The organism is Actinomadura harenae (genome assembly GCF_003696215.1).
GTDB lineage: Bacteria > Actinomycetota > Actinomycetes > Streptosporangiales > Streptosporangiaceae > Spirillospora > Spirillospora harenae.
This window is the reverse complement of the sequence record NZ_RFFG01000080.1, coordinates 21,209-37,030: the sequence shown is the minus strand read 5'-3', so window position 1 is coordinate 37,030 and position 15,822 is coordinate 21,209. Positions and strand designations below refer to the sequence as shown.

The window sequence follows — 15,822 nt, the reverse complement described above, 5'->3', positions numbered from 1 at the left end:
CGCCCGCGCCCCGCCCGCCCGGCATCCCCATGGGCCGCCCCTTCGGCGTCCCCGTCTTCGTCTCACCCAGCTGGTTCCCCATCGCGCTGCTCGTCACCATCATGTTCGAAGGCCAGGTCAGCGACGCCGTCGGACGCCCCGCCAGCTACCTCGTCGCATTCACCTACGCCCTCCTGCTCTACGGCTCGGTGTTCGTCCACGAACTCAGCCACGCCGTCACCGCCCGCGGCCTCGGCCTGCCCGTCCGCTCCGTCACCCTCAACATCCTCGGCGGCGAGACCTCCATCGAACGCGAGGCCCCCACCCCCGGCCGCGAATTCCTCATCGCCTTCGCCGGCCCCCTCGTCAACATCGTCCTCGCCGCCCTCGGCATCGCCGCCCACTACCTGCTGCCCCTGCCGCCCGTCGCCGTCCTCCTCGTCGACGCCCTCACCATCGCCAACCTCCTCGTCGGCGTCTTCAACCTCCTCCCCGGCCTCCCCCTGGACGGCGGACGCCTCGTCCGCGCCGCCGTCTGGAAGATCACCGGCCACGCCCGCAGCGGCGCCGTCGCCGCCGCCTGGATCGGCCGCGCCGTCGCCGTCGGCTGCCTCCTCACCGGCGTCTGGCTCGCCTCCCTCCCCGGACGCGGCTTCGGCTGGCTCGCCCTCCTCTGGTCCGCCATGGTCGCCTCCACCATCTGGATCGGCGCCACCCACGCCCTGCGCGCCGAACGCGTCCGCGACCGCATCCCCCTGCTGTCCGCCCGCCGCCTCGCCCGCCGCGCCACCCTCGTCACCGCCGACACCCCCCTCGCCGAAGCCGTCCGCCGCGCCCAGGAGGCCCACGCCGGCGCCCTCGTCGTCACCGACCACGACGGCCGCCCCCTCGGCCTCGTCAGCGAGAAGGCCGTCACCGCCACCCCCGAACAGCGCCGCCCCTGGATCACCGTCGGCGACCTCTCCCGCGGCCTCGAACCCGACCTCTCCCTCCCCGCCGACCTCACCGGCGAGGACCTGATCAACGCCCTCCGCCGCGCCCCCGCCACCGAATACCTCCTCCTCGAACCCGACGGCGGCGTCTACGGCGTCCTCGCCGTCAGCGACGTCGACCGCGCCTTCGCCGGAATCTGACCCGGCCCGCCCCCACCCGCGGCTCCAGCATCACCGGCGCCCCCAGCCCCGCCGACGGCCCCGGCCCGGACGAACCGAGCGGTCCCACAAGCCCGCTAGCCTTGACACCCATGAGCGAACCGACGCCGCCGACCTCCGGCGACACCAGCACCACCCCCGCGCAGGCCCCGGCCACCGGCCGGATCCCGCACGGCCCCTTCCGCCCCGGCGACCAGGTTCAGCTCACCGACCCCAAGGGCCGCATCAACACCATCACCCTCCAGCCCGGGAAGCAGTACCACTCCCACAAGGGCAGCATCGAACACGACACGATCATCGGCAGCCCCGAAGGCACCGTCTTCCGCTCCAGCGGCGGCGTCGAATACCTCGCCTTCCGCCCCCTGCTGTCCGACTTCGCCGTCCGCATGCCCCGCGGCGCCGCCGTCGTCTACCCCAAGGACGCCGCCCAGATCGTCGCCCAGGCCGACATCTTCCCCGGCGCCCGCGTCATCGAGGCCGGCGCCGGATCCGGCGCCCTCTCCTGCTTCCTCCTCCGCGCCGTCGGCGAACACGGCACCCTCTCCTCCTACGAGCGGCGCCCCGACTTCGCCGACATCGCCCGCGCCAACGTCGAGAAGTTCTTCGGCGGCCCCCACCCCTCCTGGAAGCTCACCGTCGGCTCCCTCGAGGACACCCTCACCGAGACCGAGGTCGACCGCGTCGTCCTCGACATGCTCGCCCCCTGGGAGACCGTCGACGCCGTCGCCAAGGCCCTCGTCCCCGGCGGCCTCATCTGCGCCTACATCGCCACCACCACCCAGATGTCCCGCATCGTCGAGGAACTCCGCGGCCACGGCGCGTTCGCCGAGCCCTACGCCTTCGAGACCATGCTCCGCTCCTGGCACGTCGAAGGCCTCGCCGTCCGCCCCGACCACCGCATGATCGGCCACACCGGCTTCCTCGTCACCGCCCGACGCCTCGCCGACGGCGTCACCCCGCCCCTGCGCCGCCGCCGCCCCGCCAAGGGCGCCCAGCCCGACACCACCCCGGGCACCGCCACCGCGCAGGACACCGACACCGCACAGGACGCCCCGGACGCCAGCCACGGGACCACCCCCGCCACGCCCGGCCGCGACGAGTCCTAGATCACAATCCGATCACCGGCGCCCCACCCGGCGCCCGCCCCCCGCCCACCACCCCCGCACCCGCCGCCCCACCCGCCGAACTCGGCAAACACCCGCCCAAGCACCCTCCAAGCCGCCCCCGCCGTCGCGCACCGCGACCGGAACCGCCCCGCCACGCCCCCGCCTCCCCGCCGCCCGGAACGCTCCGGCACGACACGAACACCGAATGGGCAGGTTACGGAAGCCCTCCAGATAGGTAGGGTCTCAGTAGGTCGTCGGCTCTTCGTGAGGAGGTGACGGGGCGTGGCCGCTCGTGACGAAGCTGGGGCGCGCAAGGCGCAGCACGAAAAGGAGGTTCGAGACCTCCAGACACAGGTGTCCTTCCTGGAGGAGGAGATCTCCGTACTGCGCCGCAAACTCGCGGAATCCCCGCGCCAAGTACGGGTACTGGAAGAACGTCTCCACGAGGCACAAGCCAACCTGGCCGCAGTGACAGGCCAGAACGAACGGCTCGTGGCGACCCTCAAGGAGGCCCGCGAACAGATCGTGGCCCTCAAGGAGGAGGTCGACCGGCTCGCACAACCACCATCCGGATTCGGTGTCTTCCTCGAAGCCCGCGACGACGGAACAGTCGACATCTTCACCGGCGGACGCAAACTGCGCGTCAACGTCAGTCCCGCCGTAGAGGTCGACGAACTCCAGCGCGGCCAGGAAGTGATGCTCAACGAGGCCCTCAACGTCGTCGAGGCCCTCGAATTCGAAGAGCAGGGCGAAGTCGTCATGCTCAAGGAACTCTTCGACGACGGAGAACGCGCACTCGTCATCGCGCACGCCGACGAGGAACGCGTCATCAAACTCGCCGAACCCCTCCGCGGCGTCCCACTCCGCCCCGGCGACTCCCTCATGCTGGAGACGCGCAGCGGATACGCCTACGAGAAGATCCACAAGGCCGAGGTCGAAGAACTCGTCCTCGAAGAGGTCCCCGACATCTCCTACGAGGAGATCGGCGGACTCGGCCCCCAGATCGAACAGATCCGCGACGCCGTCGAACTGCCCTACCTCCACGCCGACCTCTTCCGCGAACACCACCTCCGGCCCCCCAAGGGCGTCCTCCTCTACGGCCCCCCCGGATGCGGCAAGACCCTCATCGCCAAGGCCGTCGCGAACTCCCTCGCCAAACAGGTCGCCGAGAAGACCGGCCAAGAGGGCAAGAGCTTCTTCCTCAACATCAAGGGCCCCGAACTCCTCAACAAATACGTCGGAGAGACCGAACGCCACATCCGGCTCGTCTTCCAACGAGCCCGCGAGAAGGCGTCCGCCGGAACCCCCGTCATCGTCTTCTTCGACGAGATGGACTCCATCTTCCGCACCCGCGGATCCGGCGTCTCCTCCGACGTCGAGAACACCATCGTCCCCCAGCTCCTCAGCGAGATCGACGGCGTCGAGGGCCTGGAGAACGTCATCGTCATCGGCGCCTCCAACCGCGAGGACATGATCGACCCCGCGATCCTGCGCCCCGGCCGCCTCGACGTCAAAATCAAGATCGAACGCCCCGACGCCGAAGCCGCCAAGGACATCTTCTCCAAGTACATCCTCCCCGGCCTCCCGCTCCACCCCGACGACCGCGCCGAACACGGCGACAGCCCCGACGCCACCGTCGAGGCCATGATCCAGCGCGTCGTCGAACGGATGTACACCGAAAGCGAGGAGAACCGCTTCCTCGAGGTCACCTACGCCAACGGCGACAAAGAAGTCCTCTACTTCAAGGACTTCAACTCCGGCGCCATGATCCAGAACATCGTGGACCGGGCCAAGAAAATGGCCATCAAGCAATTCCTCGACACCGGCCAGAAGGGCCTCCGCGTCGCCCACCTCCTCGCCGCCTGCGTCGACGAGTTCAGCGAGAACGAGGACCTGCCCAACACCACCAACCCCGACGACTGGGCCCGCATCTCCGGAAAGAAGGGCGAACGGATCGTCTACATCCGCACCCTCGTCTCCGGAAAGCAGGGCTCCGAAGCCGGACGCTCCATCGACACCGTCGCCAACACCGGCCAGTACCTGTAACACCGGCCCACGCGACCCGCACCGACGGCGCGGCCCCCCCCCCGGGGCCGCGCCGTCGGCACGCCCGCACACCACCCCGCACCCCAACCGGACACGCCGCCCACCACCCCACCCGGCCCGTCCGAAACCCACCACGCCGCAACACCGGACCCCGGCCCCATGGCTCCACCCCGCCCACCCCGATAGGCTCGACGATATGAGTGTTCGGCGGGTGATGGGCATCGAGACCGAGTACGGCATCTCCGTACCCGGTCAGCCAGGGGCCAACGCGATGGTGACCTCCAGCCAGGTCGTCAACGCCTACCTCGCGGCATCGGCGGCACGAGCCAGAAGAGCACGCTGGGACTTCGAGGAGGAGAACCCCCTCCGCGACGCCCGCGGCTTCGACCTCGCACGCGAGGTCGCCGACTCCACCCAGCTCACCGACGAGGACCTCGGCCTCGCCAACGTCATCCTCACCAACGGCGCCCGGCTCTACGTCGACCACGCCCACCCCGAGTACTCCGCACCCGAGACCACCAACCCCCTCGACGCCGTCATCTGGGACAAAGCCGGAGAACGCGTCATGGCCGACGCCGCACACCGCGCCGGCCTCGTCCCCGGCACCCACCCCATCCAGCTCTACAAGAACAACACCGACAACAAGGGCGCCTCCTACGGCTGTCATGAGAACTACCTCATGAAGCGGGAGACCCCCTTCGCCGACATCGTCCGGCACCTCACCCCCTTCTTCGTCTCCCGCCAGGTCGTCACCGGCGCCGGACGCGTCGGCATCGGCGTCGACGGCCGCGGCGACGGCTTCCAGATCAGCCAGCGCGCCGACTTCTTCGAGGTCGAGGTCGGACTCGAGACCACCCTCAAACGCCCCATCATCAACACCCGCGACGAACCCCACGCCGACCCCGAGAAATACCGGCGCCTCCACGTCATCATCGGCGACGCCAACATGAGCGAGGTCTCCACCTACCTCAAGCTCGGCACCACCGCCCTCGTCCTCGCGATGATCGAGGACGCCTTCCTCACCGTCGACCTCTCCGTCGACATGCCCGTCGCCGCACTCCGCGCCATCTCCCACGACCCCACCTGCAAACACCTCCTCACCCTCCGCGACGGCCGCAAGATGACCGCCGTCCAGCTCCAGATGGAGTACCTCGAACAGTCCCGCAAGTACGTCGAGGACCGCTTCGGCGCCGACGTCGACGACATGACCAAGGACGTCCTCGACCGCTGGGAATCGGTCCTCCACCGCCTCGGCGACGACCCCATGCAGCTGTCCCGCGAACTCGACTGGGTCGCCAAACTCGAACTCCTCGAGGGCTACCGCAACCGCGACGGCCTCGACTGGTCCCACCCCCGCCTCCAGCTCGTCGACCTCCAGTACACCGACATCCGCCCCGGCAAGGGCCTCTACAACCGCCTCGCCGCCCGCGGACGCATGGAACACGTCGTCACCGAGGACCAGATCCGCCGCGCCGTCGACGACCCCCCCGAGGACACCCGCGCCTACTTCCGCGGCCGCTGCCTCCGCCAGTACGCCGACGCCGTCGCCGCGGCCTCCTGGGACTCGGTCATCTTCGACGTCCCCGGCCGCGAGTCCCTCCAGCGCGTCCCCACCCTGGAACCGCTCCGCGGCACCAGGCAGCACGTGGGCGCCCTGCTGGACCGCTGCCGCACCGCCGCCGACCTCGTCGCCACCCTCACCGGCCAGCGCTGACCGAGCCTCCGAGAAGCCCTCCCGGACGACGTCCGGGAGGGCTTTTCCGCACGTCCTGGAAGCGGGCGCGCACGTCGTCACGGAACGCCTCCGACCGACGCGCGTTCGTGACCGGTATGCCCGTTTCAGCGGTTGCCGGACGGGCGATAACCCCACCAGGCCCCCCGCGTCGGCCGCCCGGCCTGACCTGGGCGTCGGTGCCCGCTCGCCGCCAGTGATCGGGGATAGGGTTGGGGGTACCGGCAGAGTGGAGGTACGGGACATGGCCACGAAGGACACCGGCGGTCAGAAGCAGACCACCCACCGCACCGAAGAGGTCGAGGAGACCCAGGCGGCCCCCGAGAGCGACGTCCAGGAGAGGCAGGAGAAGCTCTCGGACGATGTCGACGCAATTCTGGACGAAATCGACGAAGTATTGGAAGAGAACGCAGAAGAATTCGTAAGGGGATTTGTCCAGAAAGGCGGACAATAATATACAAATCGGACATACTGAACCGAGGGGTCGTTCGAACGGTCAAACGTATGTCCTCGAACGTGTGAGCTGTTAGTCTCGAGCTTGATGGGACACAGTTCGCGCCTTCGAATTCCGGAGACCGCTCCGGGGGTGGGTGGGTGTGGTGATCGTTCTCAAAGAGTGCCGTGACTGTGGCGAGAGGAAGCCCGTCACGGAGTTCTTCAAGCGCAAGGCTTCCAAGGACGGCCTGGCCCTCTACTGCAGACCGTGTTTCGGTATCCGCACTGCGGAATCCAAACGCCGGAGGGCTGAGCGCGAGGGTCGGGAAGTGAGGCGTTACCAGCCGCGTCGGAGCGTTCCGGAAGGGATGAAATTCTGCCCCCGGTGCGAGGAGGTCAAGCCCCTCGAAGCCTTCTCGAAGAACCGGTCCTCACGATCCGGCGTTCACGGCTACTGCAAACCGTGCCATACGAAGGTTTGCGCGGAGAACAGGGTGCTGAATCACGGTAGCGGGCGGAACTATCTGCTCAAGCTCCGGTACGGCATCACGGAGCAGGAGGCCGACGCGATTCTCGCGGCGCAGGGCGGGGTCTGTGTGATCTGCCTGCGCCAGCCCGCGGCGCATGTGGACCACGATCACGTCATCGGACGGGTCCGGGGAATGCTGTGCTTCAAGTGCAACAACGGCCTGGGGCAGTTCGAGGACGAGGTCTGGCGCCTGGAGGACGCGGCCGATTACCTGGAAGGGCGCGGTTCGCATGCGCGTCGGCTGTGGCTGGAGTTCGACGCCACAACCATTGTGGGGCGGTCGCGGCGGCACCTGGAGGTGATGTACGGGGTGGCCCGTGCGGATGCGCTGGGGTCGGCTCGGCATTACAAGCTGCGGGAGAGGTACGGCCTGACCGAGGCGGAGGCGGATTCGCTGGTCGCCCTGCAGGGCGGCTTGTGTGCGATCTGTGGTGATCGGGAGCCGGAGCACATCGATCACTGTCATGACTCGGAGGCGGTCCGGGGTGCGCTCTGCCTGGGGTGCAACTCGGGGATGGGACTTCTGGGCGACGATCCGGGGACGATTCGGCGGGCGGCGGCGTATCTGGACGGGTCGCTGGTGACGGAGGTTCCGGTGGACGGGGGCGGGGTGCGGTTGTCGTTCACGCTTCCGGATGTGGATCCGGCCGGGGTGGGGAAGGACGGTTGGGAGCGCGTTCGGGACGAGGACGTGCGGAGGCGGAAGGCGCTGCGGGACGCGGCGTGGGAGGCGGAGTGGTGTTTCGGTGGTCCGTTCGCCGATCCGTTCGCCCAGGCGCTTGTGGGGTCGGCGCGCTGAGCCGGTCGAATGTGGGTGGAGTGTGCCGGACGGTCCTCTGGGGGCCGTCCGGTGATGGTTGTGGGGTGGAGTGCGGTGGGGGCCGGGTGGCTTGGCCGGAGTTCGGTGGGTTCGCCGTGGGCGGAGCGGGTGGGGGCGTGCACGGAATGCGGTGGGCGCGGGGTGAACAGTAGGGTCTAGGTGTCCGCGCCGGTGAGGTCGTGTTCGCGGGGCTGGAGCCGGTGCCGTGCTGGAGGGAAGGAGTCGCGTGGCGTCGCAGGATGCGCTTGGCGGGCGTCTGCCCGGGTTGTTCGGGAGTCCGGACACCTCGTCGTTCACGGAGTTCCTGGGGGCGTACGCTCCGGACGCGCTGCCGGGTCGGCGGGTGCTGCCGCAGGGGGCCGTGGGTGTGGAAGAGATTCCGCACGCGACGACGATCGTGGCGGTGACGTTCCCCGGTGGTGTGGTGATGGCGGGGGACCGGCGGGCGACCGCGGGGCATGTGATCGCTCAGCGGGACATCGAGAAGGTGTTCCGGGCGGACGAGTTCTCGGCGATCGCGATCGCGGGGACGGCCGGGATCGGCCTGGAGCTGATGCGGTTGTTCCAGGTGGAGCTGGAGCATTACGAGAAGCGTGAGGGGCGGACGCTCTCGATCGAGGGCAAGGCGAACCGGCTGGCGTCGATGGTGCGCGGGAATCTGGGCATGGCGATGCAGGGGCTCGCGGTGGTGCCGTTGTTCGCGGGTTATGACGAGGTCGAGGACCGGGGGCGGATCTTCTCGTACGACCCGGCGGGCGGGCGGTACGAGGAGCGGGAGTTCCACACGATCGGTTCGGGGTCGCCGTTCGCCCGGGGGTCGTTGAAGAAGTTGTTCCGGGCGGATCTGTCGGCGGAGGACGCGGCGCTGGTGTGCGTGCAGGCGTTGTACGACGCGGCGGACGATGATTCGGCGACGGGTGGTCCGGATCTGACGCGGGGGATCTTCCCTGTGGTGGCGTCGGTGACGGCGGACGGGTACCGGAGGCTGGGCGAGGACGAGGTGGGGGCGCTGGCGCGCAGCGTCGTCGAGGGTCGTTACGAGGCGCCGGGCGGTCCGACCGCCCCGCTGCGATAGAAGGGATGCAGGCCGGTGTCCATGCCGTTCTACGTGTCGCCCGAACAGCAGATGAAGGACAAGGCGGACTATGCGCGTAAGGGGATCGCGCGTGGCCGCAGTGTGGTGGTCCTTCAGTATGAGGACGGGATTCTGTTCGTGGCGGACAATCCGTCGCGGGCGTTGCACAAGATCAGTGAGATTTACGACCGGATCGCGTTCGCGGCGGTGGGGAAGTACAACGAGTTCGAGAATCTGCGGCTGGGTGGTGTGCGGTACGCGGATGTGAACGGGTATCAGTACGACCGCCGGGATGTGACGGCGCGCGGGTTGGCGAACGTGTACGCGCAGTCGCTGGGGACGATCTTCACGGAGACCAACAAGCCGTACGAGGTGGAGCTCGTGGTGGCGGAGGTCGGTGAGTCGGCGGAGCTGGATCAGATCTACCGGTTGACCTTCGATGGTTCGGTGGCGGACGAGCATGGGTTCCTGGCGATGGGTGGTCAGGCGGATGCGGTGTCGCAGGCGTTGAAGGAGCGGTTCGGGGAGGGTCTGCCGCTGGCCGAGGCGTTGCGGGTGGCGGTGCGTTCGCTGGAGGCTCAGGACAGTGAGCGCCGGCTTGAGGCGCGTTCGCTGGAGGTGGCGGTGCTGGACCGGCATCGGGAGCATCGTCTGTTCCGCCGGCTGGCGGAGGCGCGGGTGTCGGCGTTGTTGTCGGAGGAGCCGGGTGCGGCTTCGGTGGAGGACGAGGTGGAGGACGGCGGCGAGGGTTCGCCCGAGTCCTGAGGTCCTGCTGTTCCCGGGTGTCCGGGGGTGGTGTGTTCGGGGGAGGCCCGTCGCGGTGTGCCGTGGCGGGTCTTTCCTTTCCACCTTATTGATCTACGACGTAAAGGTGCCTGCCGTGAGGTTTGGCGGGGGCCGTGTTCCGATCCGGTGAAACAAGGGGCGGTGGAGGCTGCCAAGTCGGCGTCCGGACGCATAGGCTCGCTGTGTGGACAGGCGCATCTTCGGGCTTGAGAACGAGTACGGCGTCACCTGCACGTTCCGCGGTCAGCGGCGGTTGTCACCTGACGAGGTGGCGCGCTATCTGTTCCGCAGGGTCGTGTCGTGGGGCCGCAGCAGCAACGTGTTCCTCCGCAACGGCGCGCGGCTCTACCTGGACGTGGGCAGTCATCCCGAGTACGCCACGCCGGAGTGCGACAGCGTCGTGGACCTGGTGACGCATGACAAGGCCGGTGAGCGGATCCTGGAGGAGCTTCTCGTGGACGCCGAGCGGCGTCTGCGGGAGGAGGGGATCGCCGGTGACATCTACCTGTTCAAGAACAACACCGACTCGGCCGGGAACTCCTATGGCTGCCACGAGAACTATCTGGTGGGGCGGCACGGGGAGTTCGGGCGGCTGGCGGACGTGCTGATCCCGTACCTGGTGACGCGGCAGATCATCTGTGGTGCGGGGAAGGTGCTGCAGACGCCGCGCGGGGCGGTGTACTGCGTGTCGCAGCGGGCGGAGCACATCTGGGAGGGTGTGTCGTCGGCGACGACGCGGTCGCGTCCGATCATCAACACGCGGGACGAGCCGCACGCGGACGCGGAGCGGTTCCGCCGGCTGCATGTGATCGTCGGGGACTCGAACATGTCCGAGACGACGATGCTGCTGAAGGTGGGCGCGACGGATCTGGTGCTGCGGATGGTCGAGGCCGGCGTGGTGATGCGGGATCTGACGCTGGAGAATCCGATCCGGGCGATCCGTGAGGTCAGTCATGACATGACGGGCCGGCGGAAGGTGCGGCTGGCGAACGGCCGGGAGGCGAGTTCGCTGGAGATCCAGAAGGAGTACTTCGGGAAGGCGAAGGACTTCGTGGACCGGCGTGGCGGCGATCCGGTGGCCAAGCGGGTGCTGGATCTGTGGGAGCGGACGCTGCGTGCGGTGGAGACGGGTGATCTGGATCTGGTCGGCCGGGAGATCGACTGGGTGACGAAGTACAAGCTGATCGAGCGGTACCGGCGGAAGTACGATCTGCCGTTGAGTTCGCCTCGGGTGGCGCAGCTGGATCTGGCGTACCACGACGTGCATCGGGAGCGTGGGCTGTACTACCTGCTGGAGCGGCGGGGGTCGGTGGCGCGGGTGGCGCGGGACGTGGAGATCTTCGAGGCGAAGTCGGTGCCGCCGCAGACGACGCGGGCGCGGTTGCGCGGGGAGTTCATCCGGCGGGCGCAGGAGAAGCGGCGTGACTTCACGGTGGACTGGGTGCATCTGAAGTTGAACGACCAGGCGCAGCGGACGGTGCTGTGCAAGGATCCGTTCCGTTCGGTGGACGAGCGTGTCGACAAGCTGATCGCCGGTATGTGACGGCGGTGTGGACGGTCCGTGGGTTCGGCTGGGAGGCCGGGCCCGCGGGCCGTTTCGTTTTGGCCCTGTTCTCGGGGCGGGGTGGCGGCGGGGTGAGGTGGCGCTTGCCCGGAGGTGACCGGCCGGTAGGGTGAGCGGCCAGTTTGGATGTCGTGACGCCCCCGTGAAGGACCCTCTGTATGCGTCGTCGTGTTTCCGCCGTGTCCGCGGCCGTGGTGCTGGCCGCTCCGTTGTTCCTCGCCGCCGGGTGCGGCGGGGCGGATGTGCAGGTGTCGGTGAAGGGGGCCGCGGGGCAGCGTCCCGAGGTGAAGATCCCGAAGGGGACGCCGAAGGACGGGTTCGCGACGAGGACGCTGGCGAAGGGCAAGGGGCCGGGGGCGCGCAAGGGCGATCTGGTGGTCGCCGACTATGTGGGTTACCGGTGGAGCAAGGACGGCAGCAAGCTGCTGGCGTCGAGTTACATGACGGGGCAGCCGGAGGCGTTCCCGACGTGGGACATCGTGCCGGGGCTGGCGAAGGCGTTCGAGGGGGCGCGTCCGGGGGCGCGGGTCGTCGCGAAGATCCCGCCGAAGCAGGGGTACGGGGACGCGGGGGACCAGGGGCGGCAGATCGGTCCGGACGACACGCTGGTGTACGTGCTGGACGTGCGGGGGGTGTTCCCGCCGTCGGCGATGGCGCGGGGGAAGAGCCAGGCGGTGAGTGACGCGTCGTCGCCGCAGGTGGGGGATGGTGGCGCGGGTCAGGCGCCGTCGATCACGGTGCCGAAGCGGTCGGCGCCGAAGTCGTTGCAGGTGCGGACGCTGGTGCAGGGTGAGGGCCCGCAGGTGCGCAAGGGGCAGTTGCTGGCGTTGCAGTACAAGGGTGTGTTCTGGCGGGACGGCAAGGAGTTCGACTCGTCGTGGACGGGCGGGCATCCGCACGCGGTGACGATCGGGACCGGTCAGGTGATCAAGGGCTGGGACCAGGCGCTGGTGGGGCGGACGGTGGGGAGCCGGTTGCTGCTGGTGGTCCCGCCGGATCTGGCGTACAAGCCGCTGGGCGGGTTGCCGCAGGCGGGGATCCGCGCGGACGACAGCCTGGTGTTCGTGGTGGACGTCCTCGGGGCGTTCTGACCGTCCGGGCGTGCTGATGGTCCGGGCGGAACGCCCCGAGGGCGGGGCGTCAGAGCAGCCGGGCGGTGTGGCGTCCGGCGGCGGCGGCGGTGAGGAAGTAGGCGAGGTCCTGGTCGAGCCTGCGGCCCATGGTGGACATGCGGACGCCCCAGTCCTTCTCGGCGGCGGCGCAGACGTCGCGGAGGTCGGTGACGGCGGTGGGGATGAGGTCGTGCCGGTCGCCGAGGGAGGCGGCCTGGGCGGCGACGCGTTCGCCGAAGTGCCCGCCGAGTTCGGGGACGGGGATGTCGGCGCGGGCGAGGGCGACGCGTCCGTAGGCGGTGAGGCTGTGGTGGGACACGCCCTGGTGGCGTTCGCGGGCGTCGCCTTCGCTGACGCGGAGTGAGCCGACGGGGCGTCCGGAGAGGATGGACGCGGCGTTGACGGCTTCGCCGGCGGAGACTCCGGAGAAGCCCCAGCGGGTGCCGGTGCCGAGGTTGCCGGGGCCCTGGGCGAGGACGGCGACGTCGGCGTCGAGGACGAGGCGGGCGGCGAGCAGGCCGGTGTGGACGGTGACGGCCTCGAGGTCGCCGCCGAAGGCCTGTCCGACGGTGACGGTGGCGGTGAGGGCTCCGGCGTCCTTGAGCTGGGCGATGGACATGGAGAACCAGGCGGGGAGGGCGCCGCCGTCCGGCATGACGTAGACGACGCGGGTTCCGGGGCGGTCGGCGAGGAGGCCGGCGAGGATCGGGGGGAGCGCGGAGTGGAGGTCGGCGACGATCACCGGCATGCCGGTGAGGGAGTCGGCGTCTTCGAGGAGGGCGTGGTGGGGGGAGTCCTGTTCGTCGACGCCGAGGACGGTGGCCTGGAGCGGGGTGTAGCGGGCCTTGACGAGGTGTCCGGGGCTGTCGGGGTCGGGGGGGAGGCGGTCGGGGATCGCGGTGACCATGGCGTAGCCTCCGGTCCCCAGACCCATCGCCAAGGCCGTAGTGTTGAGCAGGACGGTGTCGCCCGGTTCGGGTCTGCCCACGAGCGCGGGGTAGGCCAGGGCGCGGCAGTCTCCGTCGCCCCCGACCGTGACGTCCAATTCGACTGCTCCGGGCCATTCGCGCCGGATGCCTCGTACTGTGCCTTCGCGCCATCGGATCACACCGGAGACGGTAGCGTTTTCCCCGGGGCGGCGACGAGGCGGCGCGCTCGGGCGCCGGCTTCGGCGCGGGAGGACGCGCCGCGGGCCGGACGGCTGGTGCGCGCGCCCGCCGGACGAGGTTTTCGGACGCGGAAGAGGTGGTGGCGAAGTGTCCCGGCGCAAGACCGAGCGCCTGCTCAATCTGGTGGTCTGCCTGCTGGCCACGCGGCGCTACCTGACGGCCGAGCAGATCCGTCGTGCCGTTCCCGGGTATCCGGACGGCGACGAGGCGTTCAAGCGGATGTTCGAGCGCGACAAGGAGGAGCTGCGCGAGCTCGGCGTTCCTCTCGAGGTCGGCAGCGACGCGTCCGGCGGGGGCGGCGAGGAGATCGGGTACCGGATCCCGCCGCAGGCCTATGAGCTCCCGGAGATCCACCTGTCGCCGGACGAGGCGGCGGTGCTGGGTCTGGCGGCGCGGGTGTGGCAGCGGGAGAGCATGGCGGACGCGGCGTCCGGTGCCCTGCTGAAGTTGCGCGCGGCGGGCGTGGAGACGGATGTGCCGACGGCGGTCGGCGTGGAGCCGCGCGTCGACACCGCCGACCCGGCGTTCGCGCCGTTGTGGGAGGCGGTGCGGGACGGCCGTCCGGTGACGTTCGAGTATCAGGGTGTGGGCCGCACGCACGGCGCGCGGCGGCATCTGGAGCCGTGGGGCGTGGTGAGCCGGCGGGGCCGCTGGTACGTGGTCGGGTTCGACCGCGACCGGGGCGAGCCGCGGGTGTTCCGGCTGAGCCGGATCGCCGGTCAGGTGCGTCCGGACGGCCCGGCGGGCAGTGTGACCGTGCCGGAGGGCGCGGACGTGCGCGCGATCGCGTTCGACCGCGACGAGCAGACCGCCGAGCCGCGCCCGGCGAGGGTGCGGTTGCGGGCGGGTGCGGCGCAGGGGCCGCGCCGGTGGGCGCGGGACGTGCGTCCGGTCGGCGACGGCGCGTGGGACGAGGCGGAGCTGACGTTCCGTGACCTGGACCGGTTCGCGCCGTACCTGGCGCGGTTCGCCGCCGACGTGGTGGTCCTGGACCCGCCGGACCTGCGGGACGCGGTGATCGGGCACCTGAAGGCCGTCCTGACGGCGAACGAGACGGCGGCCGGCGCGACGGCGGCGGGCATCACGGCGGTCGGCGTCACGGCGGCCGGCACGACGGCGGAGCGCGTGGACGCGGGCGGCGACGCGGCGCGGGCGGGGGAGCGATGAGCGGCATCGAGACGGGCGCTGCGCCCCGGGACGAGGCGTCCCGCGACGGGGCCCCGAAGACCGACGCGGTGAAGGCCGACGCGGTGAAGGCCGACGCGGTGAAGGCCGACGCGGTGAAGGCCGACGCGGTGAGGTCCGGCGGGCTGAGGAGCGACGCGGCGAAGGGCGAGGCGGTGAGGCGGGCCGGCGCGACGTCCACGGGGCGGCTGGCGCGGCTGCTGGCGCTGGTCCCGTACGTGGTGAACCGGGACGCGGTCGCGCTGGACGAGGCGGCCGCCGCGTTCGGGGTGACCGAGAAGCAGCTGATCGACGACCTGAACATGCTGTGGTGCGTGGAGCTGCGCGCGCCGGACCCGTACTGCCCGATCGACCTGTCCTACGAGGGCGGGGAGATCACGGTGACCGAGGCCGAGTCGATCGCGCGGCCGCTGCGGCTGAAGGCGGACGAGGCGGCGGCGCTGCTGGTGGCGCTGCGGATGCTGGCGGGCCTGCCGGAGCTGCACGAGCGGGACGCGCTGTCCCGGCTGATCGTGAAGCTGGAGGACGCGGCGGGCACGGCGGCGCAGGCCGCCGGGAAGGTCGCGGTGGAGGTGGAGACGCGCGGTGACACCCTCGCGCGGCTGCGGTCGGCGATCGACGCGCGGCGCCGCGTCCACCTGACGTACTACGTGCCGACGCGCGACGAGAACACCGAGCGGGACGTGGATCCGATGCGGCTGCTGGTGGTGGAGGGCACCACGTACCTGGAGGGCTGGTGCCGCCGCGCCGAGGCCGTCCGGCTGTTCCGCCTCGACCGGGTCACCGACCTCGCGGTCCTGGACGTCCCGGCGGACGTGCCCGACGGCGCGGAGCCGATCGACGTGGACGCGGGCCTGTTCCGGCCGTCCCCGCAGGACGAGACGGTGACGATGGAGCTGACGCCGCGCGGCCGGTGGGTCGCCGACTCCTATCCGTGCGAGTCGGTGACCGAGCTGGGGGAGGGGCGGCTGCGGATCGTGGTGCGGACCCCCGACACCCGGTGGGTGCGGGCGCTGGCGATGCGGCTCGGCGACCAGGGGCGGGTCGTGTCGCCCGCGTCGCTGGCCGGGGCCGTCCGGGACGACGCGGCGCGCGCCCTGGCCCTGTACGACCTGGTGTGAGGGGTCGGCTAC

13 protein-coding genes are annotated in these 15,822 nt (G+C 70.3%); 12 read left to right on the top strand and 1 reads right to left on the bottom strand.

Annotation, left to right across the window (positions count from 1 at the left end):
• From EBO15_RS31975 to EBO15_RS31925, 10 genes are all read left to right on the top strand, one after another.
• Positions 1–1,112, top strand: a 1,112-nt coding sequence (locus EBO15_RS31975; RefSeq protein WP_233616565.1) for a site-2 protease family protein, incomplete at its 5' end; no start/stop codon positions are given.
• Positions 1,113–1,222: 110 nt separating this feature from the next.
• Positions 1,223–2,236: a tRNA (adenine-N1)-methyltransferase gene (locus EBO15_RS31970; RefSeq protein ID WP_233616564.1), complete on the top strand. Its 1,014-nt coding sequence runs from the start codon at positions 1,223–1,225 to the stop codon at positions 2,234–2,236.
• Between the two features lie 282 nt (positions 2,237–2,518).
• Positions 2,519–4,282, top strand: a complete 1,764-nt coding sequence (gene arc / locus EBO15_RS31960; RefSeq protein ID WP_122198204.1) for a proteasome ATPase — start codon at positions 2,519–2,521, stop codon at positions 4,280–4,282.
• A 196-nt stretch (positions 4,283–4,478) separates the two neighbouring features.
• Positions 4,479–5,996, top strand: coding sequence for a depupylase/deamidase Dop (gene dop, locus EBO15_RS31955; protein WP_122198203.1), 1,518 nt, complete (start codon positions 4,479–4,481; stop codon positions 5,994–5,996).
• A 262-nt stretch (positions 5,997–6,258) separates the two neighbouring features.
• Positions 6,259–6,468, top strand: coding sequence for a ubiquitin-like protein Pup (locus EBO15_RS31950; protein ID WP_122198202.1), 210 nt, complete (start codon positions 6,259–6,261; stop codon positions 6,466–6,468).
• Positions 6,469–6,610: 142 nt separating this feature from the next.
• The gene (locus EBO15_RS31945) at positions 6,611–7,777 is read left to right on the top strand and encodes an endonuclease domain-containing protein (RefSeq protein WP_147481758.1); all 1,167 of its coding nucleotides are present in this window, start codon (positions 6,611–6,613) and stop codon (positions 7,775–7,777) included.
• Between the two features lie 247 nt (positions 7,778–8,024).
• On the top strand, positions 8,025–8,873 hold the full coding sequence (prcB, locus tag EBO15_RS31940) for a proteasome subunit beta (RefSeq protein WP_122198200.1): 849 nt from the start codon (positions 8,025–8,027) through the stop codon (positions 8,871–8,873).
• Positions 8,874–8,894: 21 nt separating this feature from the next.
• Positions 8,895–9,638, top strand: a complete 744-nt coding sequence (gene prcA, locus EBO15_RS31935) for a proteasome subunit alpha (RefSeq protein WP_122198209.1) — start codon at positions 8,895–8,897, stop codon at positions 9,636–9,638.
• 205 nt (positions 9,639–9,843) lie between these two features.
• Positions 9,844–11,202, top strand: coding sequence for a Pup--protein ligase (gene pafA, locus EBO15_RS31930; RefSeq protein ID WP_122198199.1), 1,359 nt, complete (start codon positions 9,844–9,846; stop codon positions 11,200–11,202).
• Between the two features lie 179 nt (positions 11,203–11,381).
• Entirely contained in the window at positions 11,382–12,314 is a 933-nt protein-coding gene (locus tag EBO15_RS31925; RefSeq protein ID WP_122198198.1) for an FKBP-type peptidyl-prolyl cis-trans isomerase, read from the top strand.
• A gap of 49 nt (positions 12,315–12,363) precedes the next feature.
• Here the strand turns inward: EBO15_RS31925 and EBO15_RS31920 are convergent, their stop codons facing one another.
• Positions 12,364–13,443 carry a DUF3866 family protein gene (locus tag EBO15_RS31920; protein ID WP_122198197.1) on the bottom strand — a complete coding sequence of 360 codons (1,080 nt, stop codon included), beginning with the start codon at positions 13,441–13,443 and terminating at the stop codon, positions 12,364–12,366.
• Between the two features lie 148 nt (positions 13,444–13,591).
• On the opposite strand from EBO15_RS31920, the gene EBO15_RS31915 reads away from it, so the two are divergent.
• Together EBO15_RS31915 and EBO15_RS31910 are read left to right on the top strand one after the other, a co-directional pair.
• Entirely contained in the window at positions 13,592–14,671 is a 1,080-nt protein-coding gene (locus tag EBO15_RS31915) for a helix-turn-helix transcriptional regulator (RefSeq protein WP_122198196.1), read from the top strand.
• On the top strand, positions 14,668–15,810 hold the full coding sequence (locus tag EBO15_RS31910) for a helix-turn-helix transcriptional regulator (protein ID WP_233616563.1): 1,143 nt from the start codon (positions 14,668–14,670) through the stop codon (positions 15,808–15,810). Before EBO15_RS31915 ends, EBO15_RS31910 begins: the two co-directional genes overlap by 4 nt.
• Positions 15,811–15,822: the final 12 nt, after the last annotated feature.